Source organism: Afifella sp. JA880 (genome assembly GCF_025379905.1).
Classification (GTDB): Bacteria; Pseudomonadota; Alphaproteobacteria; order Rhizobiales; family Afifellaceae; genus Afifella; species Afifella aestuarii.
The window spans coordinates 460,864-476,257 of the sequence record NZ_JAOANH010000001.1 but is presented as its reverse complement, the minus strand read 5'-3'; the positions used below and the strand labels follow the sequence as shown (position 1 = coordinate 476,257).

Here is a 15,394-nt window from a genome sequence, read left to right as displayed (position 1 = left end):
GATTCCGCCGCGGGGGCGAGTGTAAAGTTGAGTTGACGGTGCGCGAGGCGGCCAATACTGTCCCGGCCATGTCTCGTTCGGCTTCGATTGCATCCGATACTTTAACCCGCCCGAAACCGGCGGCCGTGCTCGAATTGTTGAAGCCGATCACATGGTTCGCACCCATGTGGGCGTTCGGCTGCGGCGTCGTCTCCTCAGGCGTTCCGATCTCTGAGCGCTGGCTGGTGATGCTTGCCGGCATCGTGCTCGCGGGACCGATGGTAACGGCGACGAGCCAGGCCGCGAACGACTGGTACGATCGCCATGTCGACGCGATCAATGAGCCGAACCGACCGATCCCGTCGGGGCGCATTCCGGGCCGTTGGGGCCTTTATATCGCACTCATTTGGACGGCTTTGTCGCTCGTCCTCGCAGCGTTTCTCGGCATCTGGGTGTTCTGGGCGGCAGTGGTCGGCCTCATTCTCGCCTGGGCCTATTCGGCGCCGCCCTTCCGGCTGAAAAAGAACGGCTGGTGGGGCAATACGGCGGTGGCCGCCTGCTACGAGGGGCTTCCGTGGTTCACCGGCGCCGCTGTCATGGTGGGCGGGCTGCCGGACTGGCGGATCATCACGCTTGCCGCGCTCTACAGCCTCGGCGCCCACGGGATCATGACCCTCAACGACTTCAAGGCGGTCGAGGGCGACCTCAAGATGGGGATCCGGTCGCTGCCGGCGCAATTGGGCGTCGCGCGCGCGGCGAGGTTTGCCTGTTTTGTCATGGCTTTCCCGCAAGCCATTGTGATTGCACTCCTGTTTTCGTGGGGAAAGCCGATTTACGCGGCCGCGGTCTGTGTCTCCTTGCTTGTGCAGTTCGTGCTGATGGCGCGCCTGTTGCGTGAGCCGAAAGAGCAGGCCGCCTGGTACAATGCCACCGGCACCACGCTTTACGTTCTTGGCATGCTGATTTCGGCTTTCGCACTGCGTACGATTGGAGCGTGACATGCAGACAGCCACGTTGGGCTGGGTCAGCATCGTCCGTCTCGGACTGGTGCAGGCAGCGCTTGGAGCGATCGTCGTCCTGACGACGTCGACGTTGAACCGGGTGATGGTTGTCGAGCTTGCGCTTCCGGCCACTTTGCCCGGCGCTCTGGTCGGCGTCCATTATGCGGTGCAGATGCTGCGCCCGCGTTGGGGTTATGGCTCGGACATCACCGCGCGCAGAACGCCGTGGATCGTCGGAGGCATGGCCGTCCTTGGGGGCGGTGGCTTCCTGGCCGCGGTCGCGACAGCCTGGATGAGTGTCAATCTCGCCGGCGGCATCGCGCTTGCCGTCATAAGCTTCTTTGCAATCGGCATCGGCGTCGGTGCGGCCGGCACCTCGCTTCTCGCCCTGCTTGCCGCAAAGGTCGATCCCGGCCGTCGCGCGGCGGCGGCAACCCTCGTCTGGGGGATGATGATCGTCGGTTTCGTGGTGACGGCGACCTCAGCCGGCCATTTCCTCGATCCGTTTTCTCCGCAGCGGCTCGTTGCCGTGACGGGAGCGGTCTCTCTGGCGGCTTTCCTGGTGACACTCGTCGCCGTCTTCGGTGTCGAAAAGCGCGTTGCCCGGCCCGATGATGCGCATCCCGCAGGCAAGGACGGGGCGGAGGAAAAGCCCGCATTCCGGCAGGCGCTGAAAGAGGTGTGGAGCGAGACGACGGCTCGTCGCTTCACCATCTTCATCTTCGTGTCGATGCTCGCTTACAGCGCCCAGGATCTCGTGCTTGAGCCTTTCGCGGGCACGGTCTTTGGAATGACGCCGGGCGAATCGACGAAGCTCGCCGGCGTCCAGCACAGCGGCGTCCTTGTCGGCATGCTGCTGGTCGGCGCTCTCGGCAGCAACGTGATCGGCCGGCGCATCGGCACCATGAAGAGCTGGACCATCGGCGGCTGCTTCGCCTCCGCTTTGGCGCTCTTCGGGCTGGTCACGGCAGGCTTCTGGGGCCCCGGTTGGCCGATCAGGGGCTCGGTCTTCTTTTTGGGTGCGGCAAACGGCGCCTTCGCTGTGGCCGCCATCGCGTCGATGATGGGTCTTGCGGGTGCCGGGCGCGAGCGCCGTGAAGGTGTGCGCATGGGCCTGTGGGGTGCCGCGCAGGGCGTGGCTTTCGGCCTTGGTGGATTCCTGGGCACGGTGGCCATCGATACGACGCGCACGATCTTTGCTTCGCCGGTGCCGGCCTATGCCATGGTCTTTGCGATCGAAGGCGTGTTCTTTGTGATTTCGGCCTGGCTTGCATACCGGGTCGATCGCGCGGGGAAGGTGATCTCGGCCCCGCTGGATGTGACGGCCGTGGGCGAGGAGACGCTCGCCGGTTTAGGGGGACGGTAATCATGCCTGAGAGCAAAACATACGATGTGGTCGTTGTCGGGGGTGGCCCGGCTGGCGCAACGGCTGCAACCGATCTTGCCTCCAAGGGGCATTCGGTCCTGCTGCTCGACAGGCAGGGCCGCATCAAGCCGTGCGGTGGCGCGGTGCCGCCACGTCTTTTGCGCGATTTCAACGTCCCGACCTCGATGCTCGTCGCGCAGGTCTCCTCCGCGGAGATCGTCTCGCCGACGGATCGGCGCGTGAACATGCCCATCGAAGGCGGCTTCGTCGGCATGGTCGATCGCGAGCATTTCGATGAATGGCTGCGTCAGCGCGCGGCCGAGGCCGGCGCTGAGCGCTGTGCCGGCACGTTCGAAGCTTTCGACCGCGACACCGACGGGGTGGCGCGCATTCATTACCGGCCGAAAGACGGCGGACGCGACGCGTCTCTCGAAGTCGTGCGCGCACGCGCCGTGATCGGCGCCGACGGCGCAAATTCCGCCGTCGCGCGCGAGGCCGTGCCGCGGGCTGGCCGGGTGCCGTACGTGTTCGCCTATCATGAGATCGTTCGCTCGCCGCAAGATGGCGCGGCGCATTTCGATCCGAAGCGCTGCGATGTCTATTACAACGGCCGCATGTCGCCGGACTTTTATTCCTGGGTCTTCCCCCATGGTGACACGACGAGCATCGGTACCGGCAGTGCCAACAAGGGCTTTTCGTTGCGCAACGCCGTCGCCGATCTCCGCGGCATCACGGGCCTCGACGCGGCCGAAACGATCCGCAAGGAAGGTGCGCCGATTCCGCTGAAGCCGCGCCGGAAATGGGACAACGACCAGGATGTGCTTTTGGCGGGTGATGCCGCTGGCGTCGTGGCGCCGGCTTCCGGCGAGGGCATTTATTACGCCATGGTTTGCGGTCGCTTCGCCGGAGAGGCCGTCGAGGAATTCCTGCGCACCAACGATTCGAAGGCGCTCGCGGGTGCACGCAAGCGCTTCATGAAAGAGCATGGGCGCGTCTTCTGGATCCTCGGGATCATGCAGTACTTCTGGTACAAGAACGACAAACGGCGCGAGCGCTTCGTGTCCATGTGCGCCGATCCGGACGTGCAGCGGCTGACCTGGGAAGCCTATATGAACAAGAAGCTCGTGCGGGCGCGGCCGGGAGCGCATATGCGGGTCTTCTTCAAGGATATGGCGCATCTTCTGGGGCTTGTGCAGCCGGACGAGGCGAGCAAGCTCGGTCCCCGTCGCCGCGTTTCCTGATCCCTTTCAGGAGGCGCTCTCATGGCCGGTCTCATCGAAAGCGGTCGGATCGCCGACCTCATCCTTCTGCTTGTGCTCGCGGAGGCTGTCGGCCTCGTCTACTTTTATCGGCGGACCGGGCGGGGCGTTCGCCCGCTCGATCTTCTCGTCAATCTTGCCGCGGGCGCGACGCTGATTTTGGCGCTGCGTGCTGCACTGGTGGGGGCGGAGTGGCAGGTGATCGCCTTCTTCCTGACGCTCGCGGGTCTTGCGCATCTCGGGGACCTCGTCCGCCGCTGGCGTTGAGCGGCTCTGCATCGGCCTTCGTTGACTTCGCCTCGGCCTGACGGCTAAAGCCGGCGCCTTGAAGCGAGGGTTTGATATGCACGATAAGATTCGCATCGGCGTCCTTGGCGCCTCCGGCTACACCGGCGCCGATCTGGTGCGTCTCGCGGCGCGCCATCCGCATGTCGAGATCGCTGCGCTGACCGCCAACACCCATGCCGGGAAGGAGATGGGGGCGGTGTTTCCGCACCTCGCAATCCTCGATTTGCCGCGTCTTAAAGCCTGGGAAGAGGTCGATTGGAGCGAGCTTGACGCCGTTTTCTGTGGCCTTCCACACGGGACGACGCAGGAGATCACGGCGGCGGTTTTGAGCGCCAATCCGAAAGCGCACATCATCGATATGTCGGCCGATTTCCGTCTCCGCGACGCGTCCGTCTATGCCGAGTGGTACGGCCATGAGCATCAGGCGCCGGAGCTTCAGGAAGAGGCGGTTTATGGCCTGACCGAGCATTACCGCGCTCTCATCAAGGATGCCCGGCTGATCGCCTGTCCCGGCTGCTACCCAACCGCGGTGCTGATGGCACTCCTGCCGCTCGTGCGCCAAGACATGATTGATGCGAGCGATCTCATCATCGATGCGAAATCGGGCGTGACCGGTGCCGGCCGCGGTCTCAAGCAAAACACGCTTTTTGCCGAGGCGGGCGAGGGGCTGTCACCCTATTCCGTCGGCAAGCATCGCCACGCGCCGGAGATCGAACAGGAAATCGGCGTTGCCGCGGGGATGCCCATCACGGTGAATTTCACGCCGCATCTCATCCCGATGAGCCGGGGCGAGCTCGTCACCTGCTACGTGCGCCTTGCCGAAGGCGTGACGGCCGGCGATCTTCGCCAACGGCTCGTGGAGGATTACGCGCCGGAGCCGTTCGTGCACGTCCTGCCGGAAGGGGGCGTTCCCCAGACGCAGAATGTCCGCGGCTCCAACTACGTGCAGATCGGCGTTTTCCCTGATCGCATCAGCGGGCGCGCCCTGGTCATTGCCGCAATCGACAATCTCGTCAAAGGCTCCGCCGGCCAGGCCCTGCAGAACATGAATGTCGCGTTCGGTTTCGAAGAAGGCGAAGGCCTCTTGCAGCTGGCGCTGTTTCCTTAAGGCGTTCTTTTCCGCGATACGAAAAGAGCCCGTCCGGGTGTCCCGGGCGGGCTCTTTTTAGCTCAACGAGCGATCGCTGTGTTCAGAGGAATGAACGACGCTGCCACCAGCCGACGCGCTTCGGCCGGTTCGGGTCGTCCTTCGGCTCGTCGTCCTTGGCCTTTTCGGCAACGTCCGCCTGTGCTGAAGCGGTCTCATCGGATTGCCGCTCTTCTGGCGTGCCGCTCGAGGTAGCGCCGCTTTCGGTTGCCTCTGGTTCGGCGGGCATTGCCGCTTCCGCCACACGATCGGCGTTCTCGTCCTTGGCTTCTTCGTAGCTCGAACGATTTTCGTGTTCTTCGGCAGCTTCTTCGCCGGCGTCCAAGCTTGTGGCAGGTTCCACCTTCGGCTCGCTCTCAGCGCCCGTTCCGACCTGTTCTGACGCGGCCGGGAGCGAAGGCTGCTCCACCGCCCTCTCCACGGAAGGCTCGGCCGTCGCGGTTTCCTGCGTCGCTTCGACGGCCGGAGAGGTCTGCTCCGCCGACGGGGCTTCCGGAGTCTCAGAGGGGTTCGCTACTTCGTTCTGCTCTTCGGTCTCGGGCCGGCGCGCGTCTGCGCGATCGTCGTCCTCATCGTCGTCATCGGAGCGCGAACCACGATCTTGCGCATTGTCGCCGTTCGTTGCATTCGCATCCTGCTGCTCATCGCGATTGCGACCGCGCCGCCTTCCGCCACGGCGGCCACGGCGCCGTTTCTTCGGCTTCGTCTCGTCGCCATCGTCGTCTTCCGAGTTTTCGTCCCGCCGGCCTTCGCCGCCATTCGCTGCGGCGGCTTCCGAGGTCGCGGCCTCCGTCTCCGAGCGGTCGCTTTCGGCTCTCTCGCCCTTCGGACGACGACGCTTGCGCCGCCGGCCTCCGCGGCGGCCACCATCCTCGCCGTCCTCATCGGCGCTCGCTTCGCTCTCGTCTTCGACTTCAGCCGGAGCCGGCTCGTCGAAATCAGACACGTCGAGCATCGCGACGGCGGCCGAGTGCGGCGGCTCCTCTTCGGAGAGGTCGGCGCGATCGATGGTGAAGCCCGAGGCCGCATCCGGGGCATCCCCGGCGACGCTGATCGAAACCGCGAAGCGGCGTTCGAGGTCAGCGAGGTGCGAACGCTTCTGGTTGAGCACGTAAAGCGCAACGTCCGGACGCGTCGACACTTCGAGATTGCGGGTGCGGTCCTGAATGAGGTGCTCTTCCAGCATGCGCAGGAGCTGCAGCGCGAGAGACGCCACAGAGCGAACCTGGCCGGTGCCATGGCAGGCATGGCAGAGCGCCGTCGAACTCTCCAAGACGCCGGTCCTGAGGCGCTGCCGCGACATTTCCATCAAACCGAAATGCGAGATGCGCCCGAGCTGAATGCGCGCCCGGTCGAAGCGCAGGCAGTCCTTCAGCTTGCGTTCGACCGCCCGATTGTTGCGCTTCTCCTCCATGTCGATGAAGTCGATGACGATGAGGCCTGCCAGATCGCGCAGCCGCAATTGGCGTGCGACCTCTTCGGCCGCTTCGAGGTTCGTTCGAACCGCGGTGTCCTCGATCGAATGCTCGCGCGTCGAACGGCCTGAATTGACGTCGATGGCGACGAGCGCCTCGGTCTGATTGATGACGATGTAACCGCCCGAGCGCAGGGTGACCTGCGGCAGGAACATCGCTTCGAGCTGACGCTCCACCGAATGGCGCGAGAAGATCGGGGCCGCATCGCGGTAGGGCTGAACATTCTTCGCATGGCTCGGCATGAGCATGCGCATGAAGTCCTTCGCCTCGCGGTAGGCTTCTTCGCCGGCCACCATGACCTGGTCGATCTCGCGCGAATAGAGATCGCGGATAGAGCGTTTGACGAGACTGCCTTCCTCGTAAACGAGGGTCGGTGCCGCAGATTTCAGCGTCAGATCGCGAACGTTCTCCCACAATCTGAGGAGATACTCGAAATCGCGCTTGATCTCCGTCTTCGTTCTGGAGGCACCCGCTGTGCGCAGGATGACGCCCATTCCCGACGGCACCTCGAGCCCTGCCGCAATGCTCTTCAGGCGCTTGCGGTCGGCCGGGTCGGTGATCTTGCGGGAAATGCCGCCGCCACGGCCCGTATTCGGCATCAAGACGGAATAGCGACCGGCGAGCGACAGGTACGTCGTCAGCGCAGCGCCTTTGTTGCCGCGCTCCTCTTTGACCACCTGCACCAGCAGAACCTGGCGACGTTTGATGACTTCCTGGATCTTGTACTGCTTGGCGCGCTGGCGGCGCCGTTCCGGCACCTCCTCCATCGCATCTTCCGCGCCGACGCTTTCGACGGCATGGTCGGCGTCGTTATCGTCGCCGTTGGTGTCGTCGCTGTTGTCGTCCTCGGAATCGTCATCGGACGACTTGTCCGCCTTTGCGGGGGCCTCGTCGCCGTGGGCGTCACCGCCATGATTGTCGGAATCCTCGTCGCGGTCGGATTCTTCCGCATCGAGAAGCGCCTGCCTGTCGGCGAACGGGATCTGGTAATAGTCTGGATGGATCTCCGAGAACGCCAGGAACCCGTGCCGGTTGCCGCCATAATCGACGAAGGCGGCCTGCAGCGACGGTTCGACCCGCGTTACCTTCGCCAGATAGATGTTGCCTCGAAGTTGTCTTCTCTCTGCTGATTCAAAATCAAATTCTTCAACCTTGTCGCCGCGCAGCACCACGACCCGGGTCTCTTCCGGGTGGGCCGCGTCGATGAGCATCTTGTTCGACATAGTGTGTGACTCCGCCCCGGGCCAAATATGCGTTGGGCGCGCCAGTTGCTCTTGGCGCGCGGCCGGGGCCAAATGTGAATAAGGGGAGAACAGGCGCCAGCGCGTGTCGCCGCGGAAGCATCGGCTGCTGCGCGATCTGCCTTTGCGGCAGAACCATCAGCTGCTGAGCGTTGCGGGCGCGGTCACCCATGGGCTGCCTTTCCAAGTCGTTGCGGCTCATGCCGCCTGAGACCAGCGGTGCGTCCGGCTGGTCCGTCTTCGCCTCCGTACAGTCGGCTGAAGGGCGTTGATCTTTACAACGCCGCACCCGATGACAGCCGGAGAAGAATCCGTCATTCTCTCTCTTATAAACGAGCTTCGTTCGATTCAAGAGAACGTTGCGACGTGGAGACGCGAAAACCACATTCGCTCGCCTTTGCCTTGCCACATCCTTTAGAGAGAAGCGAGGCGTTTTCTAAGAACTGAAGAAGGTGGGCATGGTCCGCTTCGCCCTCATGCTGCTCGTCTTGCCTTGGCTTGCAGCTTCTCCAGCGCTTGCCGCGAAGGTTTCCGACATCCGTGTTGTTGGAGATAGTGAGCGCACGCGTATGGTGCTCGACGTGGAAGGAGAGCCCCGCTTTCACATCTTGCGGTTACGCGCGCCCTATCGGCTTGTTGTCGATCTGCCCGATACGGAATTTGCCGCGCCAGCCTCCAAGACCAAGGCGATCGGGCTCGTCAGCGATTATCGGTTCGGCCAGATTGCGGCCTCGCGCGGTCGCGTGGTCCTCGACCTGACGGGTCCGGTGGAGGTGGAAAAATCCTACCTGATGCCGGGAGTTGCCGAACAGCCGGCTCGTCTCGTCCTCGATATGGTTCCCTCCACGGCAGAAGCCTTTTCGGAGGCGGCGGCGCCGATCAGCGAGCCTACGCCGGCGCTCGCCTCGCTTCAGGAAGGGGAGGAGGGCGCATCACCCGAGACTCACGAAATTCCGATCGATCGGCCCGACGCGGCCGACACCCGTCCGGTCGTCGTCATCGATCCTGGCCACGGTGGCATCGATTCCGGCGCGATCAGTTCAGATGGGCTCTTGGAAAAGGACATTACGCTCGGCTTCTCGAAGGCATTGCGCGAAGTCCTGATCGAGCGTGGCAAGACGATCCCGATCCTCACGCGCGACGACGACGTCTTCCTGCCCCTCGGCAAGCGCGTCGCCTTCGCCAGACGTGAGGGGGCGGCGCTCTTCATCTCGGTTCATGCCGATACCGTGCCGCAGGATTACGTGCGTGGCGCAACCGTTTACACGCTCTCGGAAGAAGCCTCCGATGTGCTTGCGGCGCGTCTCGCCGCACGCGAGAACCGGGCCGACATTCTGGCGGGCCTTGCCATCGAAGATCAGCCGGACGAGGTGGCGACGATCCTGTTTGATCTGGCGCGGCGCGAGACCCGCAACCTCTCGATGCGTTTCGCCGCCGATCTCGTAAAGGATCTGAGCGCGGAAATGGTCCTGAACAAGAAACCTCGGCGGGGTGCATCCTTTCGTGTTCTCAAGGCCCCGGACGTGCCCTCGGTGCTCTTGGAACTCGGCTATCTTTCCAATAATGTGGACGAGAAGCTTTTTCAGTCGGATGAATGGCGAGAGCGCACGAGCGAGGCGGTGGCCAGCGCCGTGGAGAAGTATCTCGCCTTGCCGGGCGTCGCGCGGCGCTGAGGAAGATCACGATAAAGCGTGTGGCTTATTGGCGACAGAGCCAGCGCCGGGGCGGTCCCGCCGGGGAACCGCCTCAGTTTCATCACAAAACTGGATGAAGCCGATCTTTAGCAATCTCGGCTTTTCCGAATAGGTGGGGCAGCCCCTTCATGTTCTTGCGATTAATCGGCTATTTGTTCGGCATCGGCGCGCTTCTGGCGCTGTGCGTGGCGGCTGTGGCCGGCTTCCTGTTGCATCGCTACAATCAGGATCTTCCAGATTACGACGTGCTCGCCAAGTACGAGCCGCCGGTGATGACGCGCATCCATGCCGATGACGGCCAGCTTGTTGCCGAATATGCGCGCCAGCGTCGGCTCTATCTGCCGATTCAGGCCGTGCCGGACCTGGTCAAGGCTGCCTATCTGTCTGCCGAGGACAAGAATTTCTACAACCATCCTGGGATCGACGTGGAGGGCATCCTTCGCGCCATCGTCTCCAACCTCAGGAACAGCGGCTCTGGCAAACTGCAGGGTGCCTCCACCATCACCCAGCAGGTGGCGAAGAATTTTCTTCTCACCAACGAACGCACTTACGAGCGCAAGATCAAGGAGGCGCTTCTCTCGCTGCGCATCGAGCAGGCCTATTCCAAGGACCGTATCCTGGAGCTCTATCTCAACGAGATCTATCTCGGCCTCGGCTCCTACGGCATTGCGGCCGCGGCCCTCAACTATTTCGACAAATCCGTGAACGAGCTGACTCTCGCTGAAGCGGCCTATCTCGCCGCGTTGCCGAAGGCGCCGGAGAACTACAATCCGTTTCGCGACACCGAGCGCGCCGTCGATCGCCGCAATTGGGTGATCGATCAGATGCTTGAGAACGGCTACATCCGCGCCGAGGATGCGCAGAAGGCAAAGACCGAGCCGCTCGACGTCAATCCGCGCCCGCGTGGGCAGTATCTTTTCGCGTCCGAATATTTCGCCGAAGAGGTGCGCCGCCGTCTGATCGATATGTACGGCAGCGAAAAGCTCTATGAGGGCGGCCTGTCGGTGCGCACCACGCTCGACCCGCAGCTTCAGGCGCTCGCCCGCAAGACCCTCCAGAAAGGTCTCATCGCATTCGACGAAAAGCGCGGCTTCCGTGGGCCGGTCGATCGCATCGATATCGCCGGCGACTGGGGCAAGAAGCTGGGTGAGGTGGGCGGCCTCTCGGACGTTCCGGAATGGCACCTGGCTGTCGTGCTGGCGACGGGTGACGGCGAGGCCGACATCGGTTTGAAGCCGAAGCGTCTCATCTCCGGCAAGCTTTCCGATGAGCGCGAAACCGGCGTCTTGCCTGTCTCGAACATGAAATGGGCGAAGCGCAGCGTCAAATCCGCGAGCGATGTGTTGAGCGCCGGCGACGTCATCTTCGTCGAAGAGGATGCCGATAAGAAGGGCGTCTACAAACTGCGGCAGGCGCCGAAGATCCAGGGTGCCATGGTCGCCATGGACCCCTATACGGGCCGCGTCCGCGCGCTTGTCGGGGGGTTTTCCTTCGACCAGAGCAAATTCAACCGCGCGACGCAGGCCTATCGCCAGCCGGGCTCGTCCTTCAAACCGTTCGTCTACGCGACGGCTCTCGACAACGGCTACACGCCGTCGTCCGTGGTCATGGATGCTCCGATCGAGATCAAGGCTGGCGACAAGATCTGGCGGCCGCAGAATTACTCGAACAAATATTACGGCCCCTCGACGCTGCGCATCGGCATCGAGCATTCCCGCAACGTTATGACCGTGCGTCTGGCGCAGGATATGGGCATGCCGCTGATCGCCGAATATGCGGAGCGCTTCGGCATCTATGACGACCTGAAGCCCTATCTGCCGATGGCGCTCGGGGCGGGTGAAACGACCGTCCTGCGGCTCGTCACCGCCTATGGCACGATCGCCAATGGAGGGCGTAAGATCAACGCCACGCTGATCGACCGCATTCAGGACCGCTACGGCAAGACCATCTATCAGCACGATCAGCGCGAATGCATCGGCTGCGAAGCCCAGGACTGGCACGGACAGGCCGAGCCGGAGCTGATCGACCAGCGTGAACAGATCCTCGATCCGATGACGGCCTACCAGATTACCTCGATGATGGAAGGCGTTGTCCAGCGGGGCACCGGCAGCCGCGTCAAGGTCGTCGGCAAGCCGATCGCCGGCAAGACTGGAACGACGAACGAGGAGAAGGATGCCTGGTTCATCGGCTTCTCGCCGGATCTCGTCGTCGGTGTCTTCATCGGCTACGACCAGCCAAAGCCGATGGGTCGTGGGTCGACGGGTGGTGTGCTCGCGGCGCCGATCTTTGCAGATTTCATGAAAGTGGCGCTTGCCGACGAGCCGGCGAAGCCCTTCCAGGTACCGCCGGGTATCCAGCTCATCCCGATCGATGCCCGTACCGGTCTGCGCGCCAGCGGCGCTGAAGGTGAGAAGGTCATCATGGAGGCCTTCAAGCCGGGCACGGCACCTCCCTCCAGCTATTCCATCATCGGCTATCAGGATTCCTCCGGTCAGCCTTTGACCGTGACGCCCGAGGCCGACAGAGCGATCAGCACCGGGACGGGTGGCCTTTACTAGGTCGACGCAAAAGCGTTACGCCTCCCTCTTTCATCAGGCGGCGCTCCTCTGGGGCGCCGCCGTCGGTACATTTGCATGAGGACAAGATGCGCGCCGAAATCGAAAACCTCGTTGACGAGATCAGGGAGGCGCTGACCCTGATAAGGAGGCATCTTTGACTGGGATGTCTCTCAGAAACGTCTCGCCAAGCTGAACGAACGCGTCGAAGACCCGACGCTCTGGGATGATCCGCAGGAAGCTCAGAAGGTGATGCGCGAGCGCCAACGGCTGGAGACGGCCATTTCCGGCGTCCGCGAGATCGAAGCGAGCATTGCCGACAGCATCGAGCTGATCGAGCTTGCCGAGGAAGAAGACGACGACACCGTCATCGCCGAGGCTGAGAAGTCCCTCGTCGCTCTGCATAAGGACGTGCAGAGACGGCAGGTCGAAGCTTTGCTTTCAGGCGAAGCCGACGCGAGCGATGCCTATCTCGAAGTCCACGCCGGTGCGGGCGGTACGGAGAGCCAGGACTGGGCCTCGATGCTCCTGCGTATGTATACGCGCTGGGGCGAGCGCCGGAAATTCTCCGTCGAACTCATCTCGCAGACGGACGGCGAAGAAGCCGGCATCAAGTCAGCTACCCTCCTGCTCAAAGGCGAGAACGCCTATGGCTGGCTGAAGACCGAATCGGGCGTTCACCGTCTCGTCCGGATTTCGCCCTTCGACAGCCAGGCTCGCCGGCATACGTCCTTCTCGTCTGTCTGGGTCTATCCAGTCGTCGATGACAACATCGAGATCGAGATCCAGGACAAGGATATCCGCATAGACACCTACCGGTCTTCAGGTGCCGGCGGACAGCACGTCAACACGACCGATTCGGCTGTGCGGATCACCCACTTGCCGACAGGCATCGTAGTGACGTCATCGGAGAAGTCGCAGCACCAGAATCGCGCCAACGCCATGAAGGCGTTGAAGTCGAGGCTCTATGAGATGGAGCTGAAGAAGCGCGAGGAATCGATCCAGGAAGCTCACGAAGCCAAATCCGAAATCGGCTGGGGCCATCAGATCCGCTCCTACGTGCTGCAGCCGTACCAGCTGGTCAAAGATCTGCGCACATCCGTGGAGCACACGACGCCGTCGGAGGTTCTCGACGGAGATCTGGACGGCTTCATGGAAGCGGCTCTCGCCCAGCGCGTGGGCAGCACCGACAATACCGAGGAAGCGGCCGAATAGCCGCTTCCTTTCCGCGAGCCATCCCTCTCAAAAACCCAAGGTTAGGTGAGGGATGCGCTTCGCGGCGTTTAGCTGAAGCGTTCGGTTTTCAAGAACGGGGTCGGGTCTTCCGGCCGTCCGTCGCGCCTTGTTTCGTAGTGAAGGTGCGGGCCGGTTGAGCGCCCGGTCGAGCCGACGCGACCGATCACTTCACCGGCGGTGATCTTGTCGCCGACCTTCACGTCGATGCGCGACAGATGCCCATAGCGCGTGCTGACGCCGTGGGCATGGCGGATCTCGATCATCTTGCCGTAACCGCCGTTCCATCCGGCCTCGACGACTTCACCCGGAGCCGTTGCGCGAACAGGCGACCCACTCACCGCTCGGAAGTCGATGCCCGTATGCAGGGCCGGCCGCTTCAGAAACGGGTCCGTGCGATAGCCGAAGCCGGACGACCGCGGCGCGATGATGGGGCGCCCGAGAGGCAGAGAGGCGAGTTTTCGGCGCATATCCTGCACATTGGCGAGCGTGGTATCGATCCCATCGATCGTTTCCACGAAGGCGAGCCCGCGCAACGCGGCATCATCGTCGACCGGAACGAAAGGTCCGCCTGTGGCATCGTCGCCTGAAGATCTGTTGTTCCTCGGAACGAGATCGGAAAAACCGAGATCGTTCAGCGTCGTCTCGAGACGTTCCGTTTCAGCGTGAGACGCGGCTGAGAGAACCGCTGCGGCATCCAGTTGGGTCGCAAAGCTGTCCCGCAAGGCTCCATCCATCGATTTGAGGAGAGGGCGAAGTTTTTCGCTCTCGAGATCGCTCGTCCTTGCAGCTGCCGGTTTGATCTGCGCCTCGCCCGGATGAGCGAAGATGCTGCCGGTGATGATGTCCGCCCGAGAGGGGCCATCCTCGGCATAGCCGAGCGCCGGGCCTTCCTCTGGATTCGCAACCTCTCCTGGCGCGGCTGCCAATTGCTGGGACGGTCGGTCGGGGCGCGGTCGCGGCGTCGTCATGCGTGTTTCGGCAATGCTGATGCCGGCAGCCTCGGCCTTTTGCATGACATCGTCGAGCAGGGACTGGCGCCGGAAGATCGCCTCCTGGCGGTCGAGCAGCGTTGCCAGCTGCTCCTCCATCGATTGTGTCTCGACGAGATGCTTGCTGGTGACCTTGTCGATTTCACCTCGAAGCCGGGCAATCCTGTCTTCATAGACATGTTGCAGTTCCGCCTGGCGTGCGGAGGCCGCATCGAGAAGGCCGTCGCGATAAAAGAGGTAAGCGGTTCCGCCGATATAGCCGGTGCCGAACAGGACGAAGACGCTGGCGATCGAGCCGAAAAGCCAGGGGCGAAGGGTATAGGACGTAAGTCGTCCGCGCCGAGCGATGATGACGCGGGGCGGTTCTTTTCGGCGTTTGGAAGCAGGCTGAGAACTTGAGAAGGGGACCATGAGCACGAAGGCGCGGTATGGTTGAGAGGAGGTAAAGACCCTCGCAGCCCATGGTTAATATCGCGTTTCCTTAAGAGCGATTAGCGCTCTCCTCAGGTCGCCATTATCCGCGCGGCTTCCAAAACGTCCGCGACATGACCGGGGACTTTCACCTTGCGCCAGACGCGCGCGATCACACCGTCGCGGTCGATCAGAAAGGTGGAGCGCTCGACACCCATATAGCGACGGCCGTACATGGATTTTTCCGCCCACACGCCATAGGCCTCGCACACCTTCGTGTCTTCATCTGCGACGAGGGTGATGGAGAGATCGTGCTTCGTCTTGAACTTGTCGTGGCTCGATGCGCTATCGGGTGAAATCCCGACCACGGAAATGCCGGCAGAGCGGAAGGCGTCTATTTCGGAGCTGAAGGAGATCGCCTCTTTGGTGCAGCCGGGCGTGTTGTCCTTCGGGTAAAAGTAGAGAACGACCGGTTCGCCGCGATGCGCAGCGAGCGAGAATTCGCCGCCGCCATCGGTTGGAAGAGTGAAGTCCGGGGCCGGATCGCCCACATCGGGGGCCTTCGCCATCTCGTCATCCTTTCGACGTGTTTGGAAATCAGGTGAACTCTAGGGTGCGATTTCGTGCCTGCGCTCGCCAAGTTGTCTATCGTTGGCAGCCACCTTGGGAAGAGCGAGACCCGATTCGGAAGAAAATGCTGTCGCAGGAACCCAAGTCAACGACCGAGAAGCCAGGGAAGAACGCCCCGCGAAC

General features: G+C 62.7%; 11 protein-coding genes. 8 read left to right on the top strand and 3 right to left on the bottom strand.

Going from position 1 to position 15,394, the window contains the following annotated elements; translation table 11 throughout:
• The first annotated feature begins 68 nt into the window (after window positions 1-68).
• The 5 genes from chlG (at window position 69) to argC (ending at window position 5,001) form a co-directional block, all read left to right on the top strand.
• Entirely contained in the window at window positions 69-977 is a 909-nt protein-coding gene (chlG, locus tag NYQ83_RS02240) for a chlorophyll synthase ChlG (RefSeq protein WP_128294309.1), read from the top strand.
• 1 nt (window position 978) lies between these two features.
• Window positions 979-2,346, top strand: coding sequence for a BCD family MFS transporter (locus tag NYQ83_RS02235; protein WP_261212017.1), 1,368 nt, complete (start codon window positions 979-981; stop codon window positions 2,344-2,346).
• 2 nt (window positions 2,347-2,348) lie between these two features.
• Complete coding sequence (locus NYQ83_RS02230; protein WP_261212016.1) at window positions 2,349-3,587, top strand: geranylgeranyl diphosphate reductase; 1,239 nt, start codon at window positions 2,349-2,351, stop codon at window positions 3,585-3,587.
• A gap of 21 nt (window positions 3,588-3,608) precedes the next feature.
• Window positions 3,609-3,872 carry a hypothetical protein gene (locus tag NYQ83_RS02225; RefSeq protein WP_261212013.1) on the top strand — a complete coding sequence of 88 codons (264 nt, stop codon included), beginning with the start codon at window positions 3,609-3,611 and terminating at the stop codon, window positions 3,870-3,872.
• Window positions 3,873-3,948: 76 nt separating this feature from the next.
• Window positions 3,949-5,001, top strand: a complete 1,053-nt coding sequence (gene argC, locus NYQ83_RS02220; RefSeq protein ID WP_261212012.1) for an N-acetyl-gamma-glutamyl-phosphate reductase — start codon at window positions 3,949-3,951, stop codon at window positions 4,999-5,001.
• Between the two features lie 82 nt (window positions 5,002-5,083).
• On the opposite strand, the gene NYQ83_RS02215 is transcribed toward argC, so the two are convergent.
• Complete coding sequence (locus tag NYQ83_RS02215; RefSeq protein ID WP_261212010.1) at window positions 5,084-7,738, bottom strand: ribonuclease E/G; 2,655 nt, start codon at window positions 7,736-7,738, stop codon at window positions 5,084-5,086.
• Window positions 7,739-8,214: 476 nt separating this feature from the next.
• On the opposite strand from NYQ83_RS02215, the gene NYQ83_RS02210 reads away from it, so the two are divergent.
• The 3 genes from NYQ83_RS02210 to prfB all read left to right on the top strand — a co-directional run bounded on the left by NYQ83_RS02210 (window position 8,215) and on the right by prfB (window position 13,220).
• Entirely contained in the window at window positions 8,215-9,429 is a 1,215-nt protein-coding gene (locus NYQ83_RS02210) for an N-acetylmuramoyl-L-alanine amidase (protein WP_261212006.1), read from the top strand.
• A 149-nt stretch (window positions 9,430-9,578) separates the two neighbouring features.
• A complete protein-coding gene (locus NYQ83_RS02205; RefSeq protein WP_261211999.1) occupies window positions 9,579-12,008 on the top strand; it encodes a penicillin-binding protein 1A in 2,430 nt (809 codons plus the stop codon).
• A gap of 86 nt (window positions 12,009-12,094) precedes the next feature.
• A protein-coding gene (prfB, locus tag NYQ83_RS02200; RefSeq protein WP_128293907.1) for a peptide chain release factor 2 occupies window positions 12,095-13,220 on the top strand; the annotation gives its coding sequence in 2 pieces (ribosomal slippage) (window positions 12,095-12,163 and window positions 12,165-13,220; 1,125 coding nt in all).
• A 68-nt stretch (window positions 13,221-13,288) separates the two neighbouring features.
• On the opposite strand, the gene NYQ83_RS02195 is transcribed toward prfB, so the two are convergent.
• Window positions 13,289-14,641 (bottom strand): M23 family metallopeptidase, encoded by a 1,353-nt coding sequence (locus NYQ83_RS02195; RefSeq protein ID WP_261211991.1) that lies wholly within the window; start codon window positions 14,639-14,641, stop codon window positions 13,289-13,291.
• A gap of 92 nt (window positions 14,642-14,733) precedes the next feature.
• Window positions 14,734-15,210 (bottom strand): thioredoxin-dependent thiol peroxidase, encoded by a 477-nt coding sequence (gene bcp / locus NYQ83_RS02190; RefSeq protein WP_261211989.1) that lies wholly within the window; start codon window positions 15,208-15,210, stop codon window positions 14,734-14,736.
• Between the last annotated feature and the right edge of the window lie 184 nt (window positions 15,211-15,394).